This window comes from Armatimonas sp. (assembly GCF_043757465.1).
Classification (GTDB): Bacteria; Armatimonadota; Armatimonadia; order Armatimonadales; family Armatimonadaceae; genus Armatimonas.
The window spans coordinates 1-19,133 of the sequence record NZ_JAYVPL010000070.1 but is presented as its reverse complement, the minus strand read 5'-3'; the positions used below and the strand labels follow the sequence as shown (position 1 = coordinate 19,133).

Genomic DNA, 19,133 nt, shown 5'->3' with positions numbered 1-19,133 from the left:
TTACCATGAGATTTGAGAGCAAGTTGGCGTGGCGGCACTTAGTTTCTGGCGGGGGGCAGACGGTGCTGACGGTCTTTGCAGTGGCGATTGCGGTGGCGGTGATTATCTTTATCCAGACACTGATCACGGGGGTTCAGCGGCGCTTTATCGGAGATCTGGTAGGCTCGCTGGCACACGTGACCGTCAAGGCACCTGATCCGCTGCCTAAGATGCTCTCGGAGGTAGTGGCGCAAAAAGAAGGGGAGCTGCTGGCGACGAACCAGCAAAAAGCGGTGCAGCAGCGGACCGAGCTGGAGCAGTGGCAGCGTCTGGAAACGGAGCTGGCACAGTTTTCTCATGTCACGACCGTGGCACCGGCAGTGCGTGGCAGTGCCTTTCTGATCCGAGGCGAGAAGCGCTTTGCTGTGAGCATCTCCGGCGCGGAGCCTGCTAAACTAGAGCGGATCAGCCTGCTCCAGAAAGACCTGATTGCCGGGCGCTGGCTGGATCTGCGCCCTGGCGAGCTGGTGATCGGGGTGCGACTGGCAGAGGATGCCGGGGTGCGGCTGGGGGATCGCGTGCGGCTCCAGTCCGCACAGGGTGTCACCGAGAGCTTCACGATTGCGGGCCTGATCTACACCGGCAACAATGCCACCGACCTCGGGCAGGCATTTATGCTACTGCGCGATGCCCAGAGCCTCTTTCACACCGGGCAGAATGTTAGCTCAATGCTGCTCAAGCTCGACGATGCCTTTCTCGCGGATGCCGTGGCGGATCAGATCGCGGCCAGTCTGCCCTATAAAGTTGAGTCCTGGATGAAGGACTCGGCATTTATTGTTAATGCCATCCGCTCGCAGAACCAGACACGCAATATGATCTGTGGCTTTGTGTTACTTGCCAGTGCTTTTGCGATTGCCTCGGTGCTGATTGTCTCCGTGATTCAGAAGCAAAAGCAAATCGGAATCTTAAAGAGCATGGGCGCGCGGGATAAGCAGATTCTTATTGTCTTCACCTTGGAGGGGATAGGTGTCGCAGTGGCGGGAGCACTCGTCGGCTGTCTCTGGGGCTACTTAATTCTTCGTGCCTTGGAAAACATCCCACAGGCCGCGCGTTTTGGCAAAGTGGACAAGCTTTTCACGATAATCTACGACCCCACCATCTTTGGGGGAGCTGCCGCTGCTGCGATTATCGCCACCCTGATCGCCGCGATTCTTCCTGCAAGTCGTGCCTCCAAGCTCAACCCGGTCGAGGTGATCCGTGGCTGAGCAACCGATTGTTCAAGCGATCCGACTGTACAAAGCTTACAACCCGGGCACCAACAAAGAAGTTGAGGTGCTGCACGGAGTAGACATGCAGGCGTTCGCGGGGGAGTTTGTGGCCATTATCGGGCAGTCGGGCTCGGGCAAGTCCACACTGCTCAATATTTTGGGGGCACTGGACACGCCCACAAGCGGTCAGGTGCTGATTGATGGCATTGATATCGCCACGCTCTCGTCGGATGGCCTGGCGAACCTGCGCGGCACGAAGATCGGGTTTGTCTTTCAATTCCATCACTTACTCGATGAGTTTAGCTGCCTTGAGAACACCCTCATGCCGGTCGCGATCCAGAAGGGTGCGCCTGAGAAAGCGGATATCGCCTACGCCAAGCACCTCCTTCTGCGCGTCGGGCTGGAGAGCCAGATGCACAAGCGGGCAAACCAGATGTCGGGCGGGCAGCAGCAGCGCAACGCGATTGTGCGGGCGCTCTGCAACAAGCCCAAGCTGGTGCTCGCCGATGAGCCCACGGGGAACCTTGACTCACGCTCCGGCCAGGACGTGTTCAAGCTCATGCGCGAGATCGCCCGAGAGACGGGTGTCGCGTTTCTCATGGTAACGCACGACGATCGCTTAGCCGCCGCCGCCGACCGGATCCTGCGGATCGAAGACGGCCTGATCAGCGAAGTCTCTGGGGGTGGTTCGTCCCCGGTATAATGCCCAAGGGAGAAAATTAAAGAAATGAACTGGATTGTTCGCTGGATCGTGGGGGCCGTGGCGCTCTACCTGACCGTGTTTTCCTGGAGTTATGTTCAGCCGCTCGCACCGTTTCTCGGAGGCAAGCGGGGGCTGGTGCTGGAGGGGGCGGTCGGGGCGTTTTTCGCCATCGCCGTGGTAACCCTGGTCAATGCCTTTGTGGGGCCGCTCCTGCGCTTGCTGGCCGCGCCTCTGAACTGCCTGACAATGGGCCTGATGCGCTTCGTGGTCAATGCGCTTCTCTTCTGGATCGCCGGGTCGGTAGGGCTGGGGCTCTCGGTGCAGGGGTTTCTGCCCGCGCTCTATGGCTCCATAGCACTCTCGTCTATCTCGGGGGTGCTGGATTTGCTGATTCCCAAGGATAAGGACTAAGCGCGCATGACTCCCGTGGTGGTGCTGACAGGAATGAGCGGGGCGGGCAAGCAGACAGCGGCGCGCAGTTTTGAGGACATGGGCTGGCAGGTCGTGGAGAATATCCCGCCGCGCCTGTTTTCGTCTTTGCTTGCGGGCATGCCCAAGGACGAGCCGCTCTGCATTGTCAACGATGTGCGCTCCGGGGAGTTTGAGGCGCTCCCCGCCGGAATTCTCTCTCTGTCCGTCGCGCCCACTCTTGTCTTTCTGGACTCTAGTGATGAGATCCTGATCCGCCGCTTCAAGGAAACCCGCCGTCCCCATCCGTTTTTCTTTGAGGCAGGCGGGATCCTCCCCGCGATTGCTCTGGAACGAACACGGTTAACCTCTCTCAAGGAGCAGGCTGATCTTGTGATTGACACGTCGGGCATGAGCATGCCCGAGCTACAGGCGTTTCTGCGCGAGCGCTTTGCCGCCCCCGAGCACCAGCAGCAGCCCATCACGGTGACCGTTGCCTCGTTTGGCTTCAAGCACGGGACACCCCTCGACGCGGATTTATTATTTGACGTGCGTTTTTTGCGCAATCCCTACTACAATCAGGCACTCAGAGAAAAAGACGGGCGCGACGAAGAAGTCCGAACCTTTGTGGAGGCGGATGAAAGAACCGGAGCGTTTCTGGAGCGGCTCTATGATCTGGTGGGCTGGTCGCTCCCGCACTATATTGCGGAGGGAAAGGCCTACTTGACCATTGGCATTGGCTGCACAGGGGGCAAGCACCGCTCCGTGATGATCTCGGAGAAGCTCTCGGCGTTCTTGAAAGCGCTGGGCTACAGAGTGCTCACCCAGCACCGTGATGTGGAGAGGCGCTAAGCGTGGCCACTCCGCTCTCCAATCCGCAGCAGATGGTCGTCAGTGGTGTCAAGTGGCTGGCACCTGGTCTGAAGGTCAAGCGCTATCTTTTACTGATCCCCATCGGGCTTTTGCCGGTTGTGATCGGGGTGGCGCTTCTCATCAATATTCGCAATACGGACTACTACGACTGGCTCGATCACCGGATCAACCAGCTTCTGCATGTGGATATCGCCGACATGCGCTTCTATCTGCCGGTGGGGCTGGCGCTGATTCTATTGGGCCTCTTGCTGATTCTCAGCGCCTTGATCGCTGTCAATCGCAGTATCGTCGGGGTGATCTCGCCCGAGCATTTAGAGAGCCTGCCTGAGGTAATTCAGAGGAAGCGCTCGCTCAATCAGGGGGCGCGGATCGTGGTGATCGGGGGCGGGACGGGGCTCTCGACTCTCTTGCGCGGCCTGAAACAATATTCCTCGAATCTAACGGCGGTGGTGACCATGACCGATGACGGTGGCTCGTCGGGCTTGCTTCAGCAGCAGCTCGGGGGAATGCCGCCACCGGGGGACATCCGGAACTGTTTAGTGGCGCTCGCCGATGCGGAGCCGCTGATGCAGCAGCTTTTTCAGTTTCGCTTCGAGACCCGAGACACGAAAGACGGTCTGAGCGGTCATAGTTTTGGTAATCTTCTCATTGCGGCGATGATGCAGATTACGGGGGATTTTGAAAAGGCCGTGGAGAAGACCAGTGAGATTCTGGCGATTCGTGGCCGGGTACTGCCCTCCACCGTGGAGTCCGTCGTTCTTGTGGGGAAGCTTGCCGATGGTCGGGAAGTGACGGGGGAGACGAAGATTGTCAAGGACCCGAGTGCGATTGATCAGATTATGCTCTGTCCAGAAGCGCCGACTCCTCCACAGGCTGTTCTGGAAGCCATCCGCGATGCCGATATTGTGGTGCTCGGCCCTGGGAGTGTGTTTACATCGGTGATCCCGAACTTGCTGGTACGTCCTATTGCGGAGGAGCTTGCCAAAAGCCGTGCGCTACGTATTTATATTTGCAATGTCATGACTCAGCCTGGTGAGACCGATGGTTTTACGGCCTCTCAGCATCTGGCGGCTATTGAGAGGCATCTGCTCCCTTTGCCTGTCGGCCGTAAGATCGTGGACTATGTGTTAGTGAACACGACACGCCCGTCTTTGGAGGCGATGGAGCGCTATGCAAAGACCGGGGCTGAGATTGTTTCCGCGGATATTGAGGCCATTAAAGACATGGGCTACCGGCCTATCGTCGGTAAGTTCCTCTTTGAAGCGCAGCTCGTCCGCCACGACCATGAGCGCCTCGCCCGTGCGATTCTTCGTCTCTGGCAGGAGCGGCGTATCAAGCGACGAGGCCCGCTGTGACGGTCAACCTGACAGAGACAGGCCACGTTCTCTTTCTGGATCTCGTGGGCTACTCACTGCTCTCGCAAGAGGCGCAGGCAGCGCGTGTCACCGAGCTGCTGGCGTGTGTTCGAAGTACGACTGCCTTTCAGAGGGCGGAGCAGGCGGGAGAGCTTATTCCTATCGCAACGGGCGATGGCGTGGCACTTGTCTTTTTGCGCTACGCGCTAGCGCCCCTGACCTGTGCTTGTGAGGTGAGGGAGAAGGCCGCCGCGCTTCCGCTGCGCATGGGGATTCATGTTGGCCCGGTGACACGTGTCAGTGATATCAACGGCGCGGTAAGTGTCACGGGAAGTGGGATCAACACTGCCAAGCGCATCATGGACCTTGCCGATGCGGGCCAGATCTTTCTCTCCGATGCTGCCGTTGCTTTAGTGAGAGAGCACGATGCCTGGAAAGAGCGACTTGAGTTTGTGGGCGAGCGCGACACCAAGCACGGGGAGCGGGTGCGCGTGTGGGAGCTGGCACCATGGATTTTAATCCACGGCGCTACCCCTGGTGGTGCCGTCCCTCTAACTTCGGAGCACTACGTGGTGCGCGCTACAGACGGGCAGTTTCATGCAGCGTTGCAGGCACAGTCGGCTATTGTGCTGCTTAAAGGCGCACGTCAGGTGGGGAAGACGAGCCTGCTCGCTCGTGGCTTGCAGGCGGCACGCCAGCGTGGCGCACAAGTGGTGATTTTGGATTTTCAGAGCCTGGGCAGTGATGTTCTTGCTTCGGCGGAGAGCCTCTACCGGGCAATGGCCGAGAGCCTGTGTGAACAGCTCGACCTCGACACACTCCCCGAGAGCCACTGGAGTGCAAGTCGCTCGGGGGCGGCGAACTTAGAGCGTTATCTGCGACGGGTTATTTTTGCCGTTAGTGAGCGCCCGCTGGTCTGGGGGTTGGATGAAGCTGACCGGCTGTTTCCCCTGAGCTTTGGGAGCGAGGTCTTCGGGCTCCTGCGCTCCTGGCACAACCGTCGGACGCTTGATCCCGAAGGGCCGTGGAGCCGTCTGAGCGTGGCGATTGCCTATGCCACGGAGGCGCATCTTTTTATTACGGATCCCAATCAGTCGCCGTTCAATGTCGGTGTGCGCCTGCTTCTCACGGACTTTACACTAAGCGAAGTCGAGCAGCTTGCCAGGCGCTACCAAAGCGATGCAACCGCCGCACTGTATGCGCTGCTGAGTGGGCACCCGTATCTGACCCGTCGGGGCTTGGAAGTGCTGGCCACAGGTGGTACGCTGGAGACAACCCACGTCTTCGACGATCACCTGGAGCGGCTCCTCTTCTCCTTGAGCCAGGAACCCCTTCTTCGTGAAGCCATTTTGCGGGTACTGGGAGGCAAAACTCCCTCCGTGGATGCCTTTTTCCGCCTGCGGGCTGCGGGTGTGCTGTTTGGAGAGAGTGCCTCCGAGACACGTCTGCGCTGCCTACTCTACGAAAACTACCTGAGAAAACACCTTGAGTAACTCTATTTCGGTTCGTGTCCCTGCAACATCGGCTAATATCGGCCCCGGCTTTGATACCATTGGGGTTGCGCTGGATCTGCACAATGTCTTCTACTTCGATGTGCTCACGGCCAGCGCATCGCCTGTGCTACGGCCCCGTACCCTCGTGCTGGGTGAGGATAGCCTGGCGCATCTCGCGCTCAATCGGCTCTACGAAAAGCTGGGCAAACAGCGCCCGAAGCTCTTTGTGCAGACCGAGGCAAACATTCCCTTCTCCCGTGGTTTAGGAAGTAGCTCCACGGCGGTTGTGGGCGGCTTGCTGGGAGGCAATGCGCTGCTAGGGAACCCTCTGGATCGCGAAGAAATTCTTGCGCTTGCGCTGGAGATCGAGGGACACCCGGACAATGTCGCACCTGCACTCTTCGGCGGCTTTCAGATTGCCGTGCGTGAGCCCGATGGCACGATTACACGCGTCTCGGTGCCCGCGCCTGAGGGATTAAAAGCCGTTGTCTGCATCCCGGAGCTGATTCTTCCCACCGAGCAAGCGCGCGCCGCTCTGCCGGAGTCCTGGACACGCGCGGAGACTGTCGCCAACCTGGGCCGGGTTGCGGTGCTCATGACGGCACTGCTCTCCCGCCGCTGGGAGCTTTTGCGTGTGGGAATGGACGATCGCCTTCACCAGCCCTACCGTGAGAAACTCATCCCTGGTTTTCGTGCCGCACTCGATGCCGCACTCGCCGCAGGGGCCTACGGAGCCGCTCTCTCTGGCAGCGGCAGTGCCATGCTGGCCTTCACCGAAGCCCACGAAGAGCGTATTGGGGAGGCAATGGCGGGTGCTATCCGCAGTGCTGGGGTGCTAGCCCAGTGGATGGCTCTCAATCTGGATGCGAATGGGGCGAGCATTGAAGCCCCTTGACCTGCACAGAGCGGGCGAATGTATGGTACGCTTTTCCTATGATGCAACGACGAAGTTTTCTGACACTGGGCAGCGTGCTGCTCGCCACACCGGGCGCGTTCGCCCAAGAGCTAGCCTCGGCGCGTACGCCTAAACAACTGGTACGCACGCCCAAACAAACGGAAGGGCCGTTCTACCCGGACAAGCTCCCGCTTGATACGGACAACGACTTGCTATCCATCAACGATGCTCTCACGCCTGCCGTGGGAGTCGTCACCTATCTCTCTGGTCGGATTCTGGATGCACGGGGCAACCCCCTGCGCAGCGCCACGGTGGAGATCTGGCAGTGCGACAACAACGGGGTCTATATCCACAGCCAGGACAGCGTTCCTAAAAAAGAGAAGCAAGACAAAGGCTTCCAGGGCTTTGGGCGCTTTATTACCGGCTCGACCGGCGAGTATCTGTTCCGCACGATCAAGCCGGTTCCGTACCCAGGGCGCACGCCGCACATTCATGTGGCCGTGAAGCTCAAAGGCAAAGAGAAGTTCGTCACCCAGTGCTACATTGCGGGCGAGGCGCAAAACCAGACCGACGGTGTGTTGAAGGGAATCGCCGAGGCGCAGCGCAAGCTGCTTTTAGCCGAATTCAAGCCGCTGAAGGGTTCCAAGATCGGGGAGCTCACGGCGGGTTTTGATATCGTGCTGGGCATCACCCCCGACGCTGATTGAGATCGGTGTCGGCAATTTTATTGGGCGTTTGTGCGAAACTGCTTGTGGTACAGCTCCGCGTAGAGGCCGTTCTGGGCGAGGAGCTGCTCGTGCGGCCCCACTTCCACCACGCGGCCTTGTTCCAGCACGACAATCTTGTCGCAGGTGCGGATGGTAGAGAGCCGGTGGGCGATAATCAGCGCCGTGCGGTTTTTAAGCAGCGTCTCCAGTGCCTCCTGGATCAGCGCTTCGGACGTGGCATCCAGGCTGCTCGTGGCTTCGTCTAGGATCAAGAGCTGTGGATTCTTGAGCAAAGCACGCGCAATTGAGAGCCGCTGACGCTCACCGCCGGAGAGGCGAAACGCGCGCTCGCCCACGATAGTGTCGTAGCCATCGGGAAGGCTGGCGAGAAAGTCATGGATGTGGGCGGATTTTGCGGCGGCGCTAAGCTGTTCATCAGTGGCATCGGGGCGGGCATAGAGCAGGTTCTGTCGGACGGTGGCGTGGAACAAAAAAGTCTCTTGGGTCACCATCCCGAGCCGCGCCCGTAGGCTCTCCAGCGTAATCTCGCGCAAGTCCAGGCCGTCGAGTGTGATCTTGCCCGACGTGGGATCGAAAAAGCGCGGCAGTAAGTAGGTAATCGTCGTCTTGCCCGCGCCGCTTGGCCCGACCAAGGCCACGCGCTCACCTGGCGCAATCGTAAAAGAGACCTCAGCTAGTGCGGGAGTCGCGGCGTTTGGGTAGGAAAAACCCACACTCTCAAAGCGGACTTCGCCGCGTGTTTGTGTGAGCGTTTTGGCAGTTGGTGCATCGGCGATCTCTGGCGCTTGATCGAGTAGGGAGAAGATGCGCTCGAAGATCGCCAGTGCACCTTGCACATCTACATAAACATTCGCTAAATTCGCCAGCGGGCGGTAGAGGTTTGCCAGATATGCCACGATTGCAATAATGCTCCCTAGGGTCAGCCGCCCGCTCAATGCCTCAATGCCACCAAAAAGATAGATGAGGGCGGGCCCTGCCACGGAGAAAACGCTTAGGCTCATGAACAGCCAGCGCCCCGCGAGTGTCTGGCGCAGATTCAGAGACTTCACTTGCTGTGTGAGTTTTTCGAATGCGCTCGCATCGGGCCTTGCCTGGCCGTAGAGCTGAGTCAGTAGCATCCCGCCCACATGCAGGCGCTCCTGCACAAAGGCCAGCAAGTCCGCCTGCGTCTCCTGCGCCTCGGTGGCGAGCCTGCGCCGCAGCTTCCCAACAAGCTTTGTCGGCAGGTAGAGGCCCGGCACCACGATCAGCGCCACCAACGCCAGCTTGGGATTCATCCCAAAGATCACGATAATGGTCGCAATCACGGTCAGCAAGTTATTGGCAATGCTAATCACCGTGCCCGTCGCGACGCCCTGAACCGCCCCGACATCACTGCTCACCCGCGCCACAATCTCCCCTGCCCGGGTATTCGTGTAGTAGCTAAGTGACATCTGCTGGAGGCGCAAAAATAAGCGATTGCGAAGATCGTAGAGTAGTCCCTCGCCGACTTGGGCGCTCAAGAAGCTCTGCAAAACCCCGAGCAGGCCCATCAGGATATTCACTCCGAGGATGCCGCCGACCAGCCAGAAGAGGAGAGCGAGCTGGTGCTTGGGAATCGCGTCGTCGAGAATCCCGCGCACCAAAAGCGGGGGCACCACCCCGAGCGCCGCGTTCACCCCGAGGCAGCCAAAAATCCCCAGCCAGAGCGTTTTGTACGGAGCAAGGCACGTCAGCACGCGTTTTAGCAGCGCTCGATCCAGCGGCCCTTTTGGCCCCTCGCCGCCGGTATTGCGGTTCTGCAACCCAAACGTCCGAGGCAAGCCCCCCAGGCTCTGATCCGGCCCCCGCCACCCACCTCCTACACCCATGGCTCTACCATACCCGTTTTGGGCTAGTAGTGCTGCTTCAGGCGCTCCGGGGGACTGGTCTGCGGAGGATTACGACGGTTGTAAGCGACGAGCCCCAGACCCACAAAGGTAAGAACGAGGAGAGTGGGGAGCCCAAAGCCCTGAAAGCACCAGGCGAGTCCGGTGAAGAAAAGAGTCATAGCAAAGTAGACGCAGAAAGTGTGCTGCAAGATACGCTCTCTGACATTTCGGGTATGCTGAGGCTTACATGGAAGAGACAACGCGCTACGACTTGATCGTGATTGGCTCCGGCCCGGCGGGGGAGAAAGGGGCGGCGCAGGCGGCGCTTCTGGGAAAGAAAGTCGCGCTGATTGAACGGGGCCAACATCTGGGCGGGGCGGCGGCCAACACGGGGACGCTTCCCTCGAAAACGCTGCGAGAGACGGCACTCTTTCTCTCGGGGTTTCAGCAGAGAGAGCTCTATGGCCTGGATGCGTGCCTACGTGATAAAGCTACCGTGCAGGATTTTCTGCGGCGTGAGCGGCGTGTGGCCGAGACCGAGCGGCAGCGGATCGCGGGCAGCATCGGCAGCCACGGCATTGAGCTCTATCGCGGCGCGGCGTCGTTCGTGGATGCACACACCGTGAAAGTTGAGGGGGCGACGACGACGGTTCTGCGGGGCGATATTGTGCTCATCGCCACCGGCTCTCGGCCCTGGCACCCGCCGGTTTTCCCCTCAGGCCAGCCTGATATCTACGACTCCGATACGATCTTGCAGCTGCAGCATATCCCACAGAGTCTGATTATTGCGGGGGGCGGCGTGATCGGATGCGAGTATGCCTGCCTCTTTGCGACCCTGGGCGTGAAAGTGACCGTGGTGGAGGCTCGCGACGAGCTACTCTCATTTCTTGACCGCGATCTCTCACGTGCGCTGAAAGAGCGTATGGTCGCCCTGGGGATACTCTTTCGGATGCCTGATCAGATCGAGCATGTAGAGCGCGACGACGAAGGCGATGAAGTGGGCTGGCGCTGCGCCCTGTGCTACGGCGGCTCGATTGTTGCCGATACGGTTCTGATTGCGGCGGGGCGTAGCGGCAATACCGAGAGCCTGAATCTAGCCGCCGCCGGGCTGGAGGCTGTCAAACGGGGGCTGCTCACGGTCAATGGGTGCTTTCAGACTAACGTCCCCTCAATCTACGCGGCGGGTGATGTCGTAGGCTTTCCGTCGCTTGCCTCCGCCTCTATGGAGCAGGCGCGCCTGGCGATGTCGCACGCGTTTCAGAGCAACTTCACGGGCCATCTGGCCCCGATTCTCCCGTACGGCATCTACACCATCCCTGAGGCGAGTAGTGCGGGCGAGACCGAGCAGAGCGCACGGGAGAAAAACATAGACGCGGTCTGTGGGCGTGCCAGCTTTGCCGCCAACGCCCGAGGGCAGATTATCGGGGAGCAGTTCGGGTTTATCAAGCTGGTGTTCCGTCGCGAGGACATGCGGCTTATTGGAGTGCATATTATCGGCGAGAGCGCCTCGGAGCTCGTGCACATCGGTCTGACTGCGATGCTGGCCGAACAAGGGGCGGACTTGTTTCTGCGCACTTGCTACAACTATCCGACGCTCTCCGAATCCTATAAATCTGCCACCTATGATGCTCTAAAACGTCGAGAGCCTGTCTGAAGAACTATACACTTTGGCATTGTTCTTGCCTAGAGGGTAGCCAGATCCAAATGACGTTGAGATCTTAATGTTTTTCACGAATCACCGATCCAATCGGTGGGTGAAGGCCGAGTGCTACTGGCATAACTCTTGCTCATGTCTCGACTTTGTGAATAATTCGCGTTTTCTCCTTGTTTTTGCCTGGGTCGGGTTGGCGAGTGTGCCCGCTCTTGCTCAACCTACAGAGAGTAGCTTGAAAGTCTTCAACTACACCTACAGCTACACGACTGCGGGGGGCGCATCGGTGACGAGGACGATTCCTACTAAGGTCTATATCCCTGCGCCGGGAACCTACAATCCTCTGGTGCCGCTGCCCGTGGTGATGTATCTGCATGGACAGGGCGAGCGCGGTAATGGGATTGATATAGATGGCACTCCGGGAATTGATAGCTGGGCCTTTGCCGACTCCCTCCAGCTCATTGACCGCCCCGCGATCTATGTCGCGCCTCGTGGGATCAAGGACTTTCTCCCGAGCGATGCGGAGTATCTGGAGAACCAGGCACGCTGGGGAAGCACTGCGCCGGTCAACTATGGCTACGATAGCCTGGGTGAATACTGGCTCAATAACTATGGCACGAGTGATGAGTACGACTACCGTAACTTCCCAATCTCCGCGAGCCTGCGCGGCACCTTTAGCCTCACCGATGCTCTACTGACCTCCCCGACCTTTACGAATCTAGTAGACAGCACCCCGTTTAGCATTCCTCTGGTAGATCCTAACCGTCAGTACCTGGTCGGTTGGTCATCCGGAGGCGATGGTGTCTGGGATGCTGTCACCCGCCAGCCTCACAAGTACGCCGCGGCAATTCCTCTCTCTGGTGTGGGGGATTCGGGGGCCTTTGGGAGCCACCTGATATCTGGCCTTTTGTCGCAGCCTTTACGTGCCTTCGCAGGGGGCAGCGACCTCCCGGATCAGCAGAGTGCCTTGCTCAAGATGCAGACGGCTCTAAATAACGCGGGTGCAATCGGAACCGCGCAGCTCCTCCCCGGGGAGAATCACTTTAGCGTCTCCAGCGCTGTTTTTGGTAGCCTTGCCAACCGCGACTGGCTCTATTCCCAGTCCGAAGGGGCTGCAGCGGTAGCTCCCGAGCCCACGACGGTGGCGCTCTGCCTGCTTGGCCTTGTTCCCTTCTGTCGTCGCCGCAAAGCTTGACGCAGTGGTCGGAGCACGGTATAATCTTCACGCTTTGGCCCGTTGGTCTAGCGGTTAGGACGCCTCCCTTTCACGGAGGAGACCAGGGGTTCGATCCCCCTACGGGCTACTCTCGCTAGAAACCAAGCCTGCTGGAAGATACTTCCAGCAGGCTTTTTAGTGAGTCTTGCATGACAAATTCAGCCGACCAGGGGCTGAAACTCTGGCCCTTCGAAGGGGAAGGCGCTCCCCGAAGAGCTGAGCTACTTCACGGGGGAGAAAGTCCTCATCCCGCAGTCGGTCGAGCAGGTCGAAGAACGTCGCATCGGGTGCCGTCAGCAGCCCCACACGCGACATCGTGCTCCTGAAGTTGGGCAAAATTATGGGTAAGGCCAGAGGTGTTGTGCATGAGTATTCAGCGCCTGTCCCTGAGAGATTCACCACTGAGTCAGTACATCCCTGCCACTTTGCATGTTTTTTATGTCCAGGATAGACTGGTAAACATGACTGAGATAAAGCGACGAAGACCCCCAGGGCCAGCTCCCATTCCAGGGCGTGTTCGTACTACTGTCTACCTTGATGAGCTGCTTGCAGAGTGGGGGAAACAGCAACCAGGGGGATTGTCTGAGGTGGTGCGGCGGCTTCTCAAGCAGGAACAGGCTCGGATCAATGAGGGGGCGACCTCCGCCTAGTGCGACAGACTTAAGCGAAGAAGAAAAATTATGACACTGATGATAAATGTCTCTCCCGAAACTGCCCGACGGCTCGTAGACGATCCTGAGGCGCTCCGTAAGGCCGGAGAGATTGTAGACGCCGCCTTTGCGGAGGAAAACATGGATTTAACTCCCGACGAATGGAGCAAGGTAGATGAGGCTTTGGCGCAAGTCGAAGCAGGCAAGACGAGGCCACACAATCGTGCTGAGTCACTTGCTCATGCTGAGGAATTACTCAAGGCAGCGGGTCTTGTTTGATGCTTGATCCCGCTCCTTGGGAAGTGATTCTGACCGATGTCGCCCATGCGGAGCGTGACGTACTCTTCTTGACGATTGGCCAGGCCCGTGGCGCTGAGTACGCGAGGCGTTGGTGGGATGGCATGCTCTCCGCGACGGATGGTATTGCTGAGTTTCCCGGCCCACGTTCGTTTCCCAGGAATGGCCCGGAGTCAGAGCGCCGACGGGCTGAAGTGCGCACACGGCTTTATCGCGGGCCAGATCGAAAGAACCCGGAGTGGGTAGGCTGCAAAATCGTCTTCTCAATCTATGATCCTACGCAGCAAGATCCCGATGCGGGCCAGGTTCGTATTCTTCGTTACGTCGGGGTGAAAACAAAGAGTGCACAGGAGATCATGAGCGACGATACCGATTACCCTCAGGAGACCGGATAGCCCGAAATAGGTCTGTAGAAAGCATTCCTCCTTTTGAAAAACTAGGCTCGCAGGAAGACACCCTTCCCGCGAGCGTATTGGTGGGCTTCTCGGGCACTACCTTACCCACGGCCCTGCTGAAGGCAAACTTGACGAAAGTCCTATGGAGCGCATCAAGGCCCCTCTTCGCACAAGAAGTTACGGGACAAGATTAGCACTTGTGGGGGGCAGGAGGCTACGGAAGGGTTCTCGCGCTGGCGACGTTGGAGTAGTCCGAAACTCCGTAGGTGTTCTTTGCACGTAGTCGGTAGTAGTAGAGCTTATTTGCTATCAGCGACGAGTTCGTGTAGGTCTTCGCCCCGGCTACCAGCGTTGCCACCGTCGTGAAAGTGATGTTATCCAAGGAGCGCTCCAGCACAAAATTGGCCTCGTTGGTGGAGTTGTCCGTCCACGTCAGAGTAATCTGCGAGCGCGATTTTGCTGTTGCACTGAGATTACTGGGGGGGGCAGGCAGTGAGTTGATTGCAAAGATCGCCTTGTAGATATTGACCCGCCCTCCTTTGATCGTCCGACCCGAAAAGGATTTCACAGGATCGGTGTTGTTCAGCACAAAGTCACGCAAGGCGGCATTGGAGAGATTGGGGGCGTGCGAGGCTAAGAGTGCCACTTCACCGGCTACCAAAGGAGCCGCCATGATCGTCGCTGGGGTCGGCATCCCCATTGATAAAGTCGTAGCCGATAACCTGACCGCTGGAGTTTCGGTAGATCTTATCAACCAGATCAGGATGATCCATCGCCACTCCCGTATCTACAATGGCAATGACGGTGGACTCTTTGGGGCTCCAGAGAGGCCAAGCGAGGTCCGCTTTCACTTTCTGCGGTGCCCACTGTTGCGCGGCATAGCCAGGATCGTTGGGAGCCGCTTCCGTCGTCGCCTGGTAGGCCGTTAGTACATAGTTTGGCTCAACAAAAGACACCCCAACCATCCGGCTTGCGAAAGTGCTCACACGGTAGCCCTCCAGCCCTCCGTACAAGCGCACTCGGGCGACTCGTAGCGCAGGAAGGTACTCGATCACGTGCCCCACACTGGCTTCGATATTCATCAGCGCAAGAGACCCAAATTCCGGGTTCACGCCGACGAGCACCTCATTGGGCACACTGGCCGTGTTCATGTTAAACAGGGCAGATTGTGCGGCAGCGGGTACGGGGGAGAGAAACAGACTACCTCCCACGAGACCAAGCGCGGTGGACAGAAACGATTTGAGGAAACGGCGTCTAATCATGCCCTAAATAGCGGCAGAGTTATATCTTTCCCTGAGATCGTTAAAATACCGGAAATGGGCTCTGACAATCATTGACCTTGTTGGCGAATTCCCGGAGCGTATTCGGATCGGAGCCCTGTGTGCCAGTACGTCACCTCGCGGGGCTGGACTATCGCTGGTGAAGTCACCTACATCTCATTCGGGGCAAAACTCCGCCCTGAACGTGAAGCCCTGATGAAAGCGGCAAGGCGGCGGGCTTTCTCTCCTTGACGGAGGCTTTGGACTTGATGACTCCCACAGCCAGAGCTATGGCGGGGCTACTTGCTGTCTTTGCAGAGCTTGTTTTTAGGTTCACCCGACCACCGTCGTATCGCCCCACGACAGCCCCGTTTTTACCTCCACGTCCAGGCTCACTGTCAGCGCATATGCTCCCTCCATGCACGCCTTCACCTGCGACCCAAGCTCGCCTGCCGCGTCTTTCTCCACCTCAAAGAGCAGCTCATCGTGCACCTGTAGCAGCAGTAGCGCCGGGAGCTGCGTGTCTTTCAGCATCGCCGACACCGAGAGCATTGCCTTCTTCATGATGTCCGCACTCAGCCCCTGAATCGGCATGTTCGCCGCCGCCCGCTCCGCCGCCTGGCGGAAGTTAAACACGCGGTTGTTGATGTCGGGGATCCAGCGGCGACGGCCAAAGAGGGTCTGGACGTAGCCGTTCTTCTGCGCAAACTCGATCGTGGAGTCTAAGTACACCTTCACGCCCGGGAAGCGCGCAAAGTACGACTCTTTCAAGGCTTTTGCCTCGCTCTGTGGAATCTTGAGCTGCCGCGCCAGCGCGAAGTCCGAGATGCCATAGAGCACCGCGAAGTTCACCGTCTTGGCCGCACGCCGCATATCGGAAGTGACGTCCCCGGGCGCGACACCGTAGACTTTACTCGCTGTGTACTTATGGATGTCCTCGCCCGAGGAGAACGCCGCCCGCATGTCCGTGTCGTTTGCCACGTGGGCAAAGATACGCAGCTCGATCTGGGAGTAGTCCGCCGAGAGCAGGATTCTTCCAGGCGGCGCGACAAACGCTTTTCTAATTTCCCGACCAATGGCCGTACGAATGGGAATGTTCTGAAGATTGGGATTCGACGACGACAGGCGCCCCGTCGCCGCCACGGTCTGGTTCAGCGATGTGTGCACCCGGCCGTCTGAGCGTACTAGCGCCGGGAGCGCATCGGCGTAGGTGCTCTTGAGTTTTGCCAGCTCGCGGTACTGCACCACACTGGCCACGATCGGGTACTCCAGTGCAAGGGGCTCCAGCACATCCGCATCGGTTGAGTATCCCGTCTTGGTCTTCTTCCCCGACGGCAACTTGAGTTTTTCAAAGAGCACCTCGGCGAGCTGCTTGGGCGAGTTCACCGCAAACGGCTCCCCAGCGAGTGCGTGGATACTCTTCTCCAGTGTCGTGATCTGACCCCCCATTTCCGCCGCGATCTTGCCCAGCAGTACCGTGTCTAGGAGCAGCCCCGTGCGTTCCATCTCGGCCAGAACTGGCACCAGCGGCAGCTCTAGAGTCTGCAAAAGTTCCGAGAGTTTATTTTTTTCTAAGCGCGGCTCCAGCACCTCTTGTAGCGCAAAGATCGCCTCCGCCGACGCAATCGCCATTTGTTTATCGCGCTCAAACACCATCGCCACATCCAGCGTCGCACGCTCTTTCTTCTCCAGGGTAGGCGGCAACTCCCGCCCGGCATGGTTCTGCGCAATGTCACGCAAAGGATAGGTCGCGCGCTGGCCGGCGAAGAGCAAATACGCAGCTAGCTCTGCATCGAAGGCAAGTGAGGAAACACTGATACCGTACCGTGAAAGAACCGTGAGGTCAGTTCGTCCATCATAGGTCAGCTTGCCAATGCCATTGTCTACAAGAAGCTGAGCGACTGTCGTGATCCGCCCTGCCCGCACAACCTCCCCCCCATCCCCCGCCCGGCGGGGGGGATTTGAGGAAGGAGAATCGAAGAGCCCTCCGAGACCGTCGCTGCTTGGCACGGTAGGGACATCGGTGATGGCGCAGTAGAAAACGCGTCCGTCTCCGGTGGCAATAGCAATTCCATAGAGAGTCGCATCTAGTGCTGACTGCTCATCTGTGTGCAGCCGAATGGCAATCTTGCCTGCCGCTTTCGCCGTAGCAAGCAGCTCCGCCACATCGGCATCGGTTTCAACTTCAGTGACGGTCAGTAAAACCGCCTTTGCCTCCGCTACCACCTCTGCTTCAGGCTCCCCCGCCGGGCGGGGGCGGGGGGGGCTGGTCGGGGAGCCTTGGCTGATGGCCTCCACCCGCCGTGCCAGCGTGCGGAACTCTAGCTCATCGAAGAAGACTTTTATCGCCGCGTAGTCAGGGGAGTAATCGGGGCAGGTGTCGGGAGTGGGGAGAGCAGCGGCCTCGGGGAGGGGAATGTCTTTCTTAATCACCGCCAGATACTTCGAGAGGCGCATCTTATCTAAGTTCTCGCGAATCTTCTCCTGAATGCGTGCCGGTGTTACTTCCGAGAGCCGCGCCTCCAGCTCCTCCACGGTCGGGAAGGCTTGCAGCAGTGTCGTGGCCGTTTTCTCGCCGATGCCCGGCACGCCGGGGATATTGTCGCTGGAGTCGCCTTTGAGTGCGCGGTAGTCCGTGAGCTGGAAGGGTTTGAGGCCGTAGCGCGCCTCCACTGCCGCCTCATCATAGAGCACCGTATCCGTGATGCCTTTAATGGTGGTCAGCACTGTCACTCCTGGCTGCACGAGTTGCAGCATATCGGAGTCGCCACTCACAATGAGCACGTCGTAGCCCGCCGCCTTGCCCCGCGTGGCGAGCGTCCCGATAATATCGTCGGCCTCGTAGCCGGGCGCTTCCAGTGAGATTGCCCGAAAGACATCGGCGAGGCGACGTGCATACGGCCCTTGCTGAATAAGATCATCGGGTGTGTCTTGGCGCGTGCCTTTGTACTCGGTGAACAGCTCGTGTCGAAAAGTGGGCTCGTGCGTGTCCCAGGCACAGAACATCAGATCGGGGTGGTGCTTCTCCGTCACGCCCAACAGCATCTGCGTGAAGCCAAACAGGGCGTTAGTGGGTAGGCCCTTGGAGTTTGTGAGTGAGCGCACCGCAAAGAAGCCCCGGAAAAGCAGCGAGTTACCGTCGAGGAGAACGAGTGTTTTTGCCATTTGGGCTATTTTACCTGCCCGGTTCCAGGAACGGTGCCTCGCCGAGCGAAACTAAATGTTCGATGGGTTACAATGGTGCAGACCAAAAACGGTTCCGTCCAACGTGAGGATTATAAAACCATGCAGCGCACGCTAAACTCCCCGCTTACTCTTCTGGCACTTCTCCTGTGCGCACTCTGCGCCGCCGCACAGGAGAAGCCGAGTCTGGGCTCGACTCGTGGAATCATTGACATCCACAAGATGGGTCGTCCAGCGGATGCGGTTCAACTGGTCGGTGCAACGAGATACGAGCTGGTTCCGGAGAAAGAGCCTCCCACACGGTGGGTCTTTGAGGGGGGCGTCCTTACCGCCCCTCTTGGCTGGGAGAGCCTCGTCACTAAAGAGTCGTACCAGGACTTCCGTATGCACGTGGAATTCAATGTCAACGAAGTCAAAGATGCCACCGATCCAGAGAAGAACGGCAACTCCGGGATCTACCTCCAACAGCGCTACGAAATCCAAATTCTCAACTCCTTCGGCGTGGCGGAAAAAGACTACAAGGCCAGCTACGGCGGCAGCGTGTACCAGCTGAAGAAGCCGGATCGTCTTGTCAACAAAAAGGCCGGAGAGTGGCAGAGCTATGATATTGTCTTCCGCGCCGCCCGTTTCGACGGTGAGAAAAAGACCGAGAATGCGCGGATCACGGTGTATCAGAATCAGCAGCTGATCCACGATGACTACGCCATTCCCCGCAAGACCGGCGCGGGTCGAAAGGAAGGGCCGGAGCCCCTGCCTATTCTTTTGCAAGGGCACCACAACCCGGTGCGGTTCCGAAATGTCTGGATTCAGAAGCTCACGCTTGATACCAAGCTAGTACAACCCGGCATAAATTTTCTCCCCCTACATTGAAGCAGAATTTCATGTCATAATCAAGGCATCTTATCTCGATCGGAGGATGCCCCATGCCTG

Annotated in this window: 19 protein-coding genes and 1 tRNA gene; 15 read left to right on the top strand and 5 right to left on the bottom strand. The window is 58.6% G+C overall.

Features of this window, described 5'->3' with window-relative positions:
• Positions 1-5: 5 nt before the first annotated feature.
• The 8 genes from ACH2ED_RS08910 to ACH2ED_RS08875 are packed head-to-tail and all read left to right on the top strand — an operon-like array spanning position 6 to position 7,681.
• A complete protein-coding gene (locus ACH2ED_RS08910) occupies positions 6-1,244 on the top strand; it encodes an ABC transporter permease (RefSeq protein WP_395090318.1) in 1,239 nt (412 codons plus the stop codon).
• Complete coding sequence (locus ACH2ED_RS08905; RefSeq protein WP_395090316.1) at positions 1,237-1,950, top strand: ABC transporter ATP-binding protein; 714 nt, start codon at positions 1,237-1,239, stop codon at positions 1,948-1,950. The genes ACH2ED_RS08910 and ACH2ED_RS08905 overlap by 8 nt, the downstream gene beginning before the upstream one ends.
• Positions 1,951-1,974: 24 nt before the next feature.
• Complete coding sequence (locus ACH2ED_RS08900) at positions 1,975-2,361, top strand: phage holin family protein (protein WP_395090314.1); 387 nt, start codon at positions 1,975-1,977, stop codon at positions 2,359-2,361.
• A gap of 6 nt (positions 2,362-2,367) precedes the next feature.
• Complete coding sequence (gene rapZ / locus ACH2ED_RS08895) at positions 2,368-3,210, top strand: RNase adapter RapZ (protein ID WP_395090312.1); 843 nt, start codon at positions 2,368-2,370, stop codon at positions 3,208-3,210.
• A 2-nt stretch (positions 3,211-3,212) separates the two neighbouring features.
• Positions 3,213-4,586 carry a uridine diphosphate-N-acetylglucosamine-binding protein YvcK gene (gene yvcK, locus ACH2ED_RS08890; RefSeq protein WP_395090311.1) on the top strand — a complete coding sequence of 458 codons (1,374 nt, stop codon included), beginning with the start codon at positions 3,213-3,215 and terminating at the stop codon, positions 4,584-4,586.
• The gene (locus tag ACH2ED_RS08885) at positions 4,583-6,079 is read left to right on the top strand and encodes an AAA-like domain-containing protein (protein WP_395090310.1); all 1,497 of its coding nucleotides are present in this window, start codon (positions 4,583-4,585) and stop codon (positions 6,077-6,079) included. Before yvcK ends, ACH2ED_RS08885 begins: the two co-directional genes overlap by 4 nt.
• Positions 6,072-6,974: a homoserine kinase gene (thrB, locus tag ACH2ED_RS08880; protein ID WP_395090308.1), complete on the top strand. Its 903-nt coding sequence runs from the start codon at positions 6,072-6,074 to the stop codon at positions 6,972-6,974. The genes ACH2ED_RS08885 and thrB overlap by 8 nt, the downstream gene beginning before the upstream one ends.
• A 38-nt stretch (positions 6,975-7,012) precedes the next feature.
• Positions 7,013-7,681 carry an intradiol ring-cleavage dioxygenase gene (locus tag ACH2ED_RS08875; protein ID WP_395090306.1) on the top strand — a complete coding sequence of 223 codons (669 nt, stop codon included), beginning with the start codon at positions 7,013-7,015 and terminating at the stop codon, positions 7,679-7,681.
• 17 nt (positions 7,682-7,698) lie between these two features.
• Here the strand turns inward: ACH2ED_RS08875 and ACH2ED_RS08870 are convergent, their stop codons facing one another.
• Together ACH2ED_RS08870 and ACH2ED_RS08865 are read right to left on the bottom strand one after the other, a co-directional pair.
• Positions 7,699-9,552 (bottom strand): ABC transporter ATP-binding protein, encoded by a 1,854-nt coding sequence (locus ACH2ED_RS08870; protein WP_395090305.1) that lies wholly within the window; start codon positions 9,550-9,552, stop codon positions 7,699-7,701.
• Between the two features lie 23 nt (positions 9,553-9,575).
• On the bottom strand, positions 9,576-9,731 hold the full coding sequence (locus ACH2ED_RS08865) for a hypothetical protein (RefSeq protein WP_395090303.1): 156 nt from the start codon (positions 9,729-9,731) through the stop codon (positions 9,576-9,578).
• A 68-nt stretch (positions 9,732-9,799) separates the two neighbouring features.
• Between ACH2ED_RS08865 and sthA the strand changes: the two genes are divergently transcribed.
• The 6 genes from sthA to ACH2ED_RS08835 all read left to right on the top strand — a co-directional run bounded on the left by sthA (position 9,800) and on the right by ACH2ED_RS08835 (position 13,761).
• On the top strand, positions 9,800-11,206 hold the full coding sequence (gene sthA, locus ACH2ED_RS08860) for a Si-specific NAD(P)(+) transhydrogenase (RefSeq protein WP_395090301.1): 1,407 nt from the start codon (positions 9,800-9,802) through the stop codon (positions 11,204-11,206).
• Positions 11,207-11,354: 148 nt separating this feature from the next.
• The gene (locus ACH2ED_RS08855; protein ID WP_395090300.1) at positions 11,355-12,398 is read left to right on the top strand and encodes a hypothetical protein; all 1,044 of its coding nucleotides are present in this window, start codon (positions 11,355-11,357) and stop codon (positions 12,396-12,398) included.
• A gap of 36 nt (positions 12,399-12,434) precedes the next feature.
• Positions 12,435-12,507, top strand: a tRNA-Glu gene (locus ACH2ED_RS08850).
• A 373-nt stretch (positions 12,508-12,880) separates the two neighbouring features.
• Entirely contained in the window at positions 12,881-13,069 is a 189-nt protein-coding gene (locus ACH2ED_RS08845; RefSeq protein ID WP_395090298.1) for a hypothetical protein, read from the top strand.
• Positions 13,070-13,099: 30 nt separating this feature from the next.
• On the top strand, positions 13,100-13,348 hold the full coding sequence (locus ACH2ED_RS08840) for a hypothetical protein (RefSeq protein ID WP_395090296.1): 249 nt from the start codon (positions 13,100-13,102) through the stop codon (positions 13,346-13,348).
• Complete coding sequence (locus ACH2ED_RS08835) at positions 13,348-13,761, top strand: hypothetical protein (RefSeq protein WP_395090294.1); 414 nt, start codon at positions 13,348-13,350, stop codon at positions 13,759-13,761. The genes ACH2ED_RS08840 and ACH2ED_RS08835 overlap by 1 nt, the downstream gene beginning before the upstream one ends.
• A 214-nt stretch (positions 13,762-13,975) precedes the next feature.
• On the opposite strand, the gene ACH2ED_RS08830 is transcribed toward ACH2ED_RS08835, so the two are convergent.
• The 3 genes from ACH2ED_RS08830 to polA form a co-directional block, all read right to left on the bottom strand.
• Positions 13,976-14,407 carry a fibronectin type III domain-containing protein gene (locus ACH2ED_RS08830; protein ID WP_395090292.1) on the bottom strand — a complete coding sequence of 144 codons (432 nt, stop codon included), beginning with the start codon at positions 14,405-14,407 and terminating at the stop codon, positions 13,976-13,978.
• 1 nt (position 14,408) lies between these two features.
• The gene (locus ACH2ED_RS08825; protein ID WP_395090291.1) at positions 14,409-15,023 is read right to left on the bottom strand and encodes a hypothetical protein; all 615 of its coding nucleotides are present in this window, start codon (positions 15,021-15,023) and stop codon (positions 14,409-14,411) included.
• A 330-nt stretch (positions 15,024-15,353) separates the two neighbouring features.
• Positions 15,354-18,185, bottom strand: coding sequence for a DNA polymerase I (gene polA, locus ACH2ED_RS08820; protein WP_395090289.1), 2,832 nt, complete (start codon positions 18,183-18,185; stop codon positions 15,354-15,356).
• 120 nt (positions 18,186-18,305) lie between these two features.
• Between polA and ACH2ED_RS08815 the strand changes: the two genes are divergently transcribed.
• Complete coding sequence (locus ACH2ED_RS08815) at positions 18,306-19,073, top strand: DUF1080 domain-containing protein (RefSeq protein WP_395090287.1); 768 nt, start codon at positions 18,306-18,308, stop codon at positions 19,071-19,073.
• The last annotated feature ends 60 nt before the right edge of the window (positions 19,074-19,133 follow it).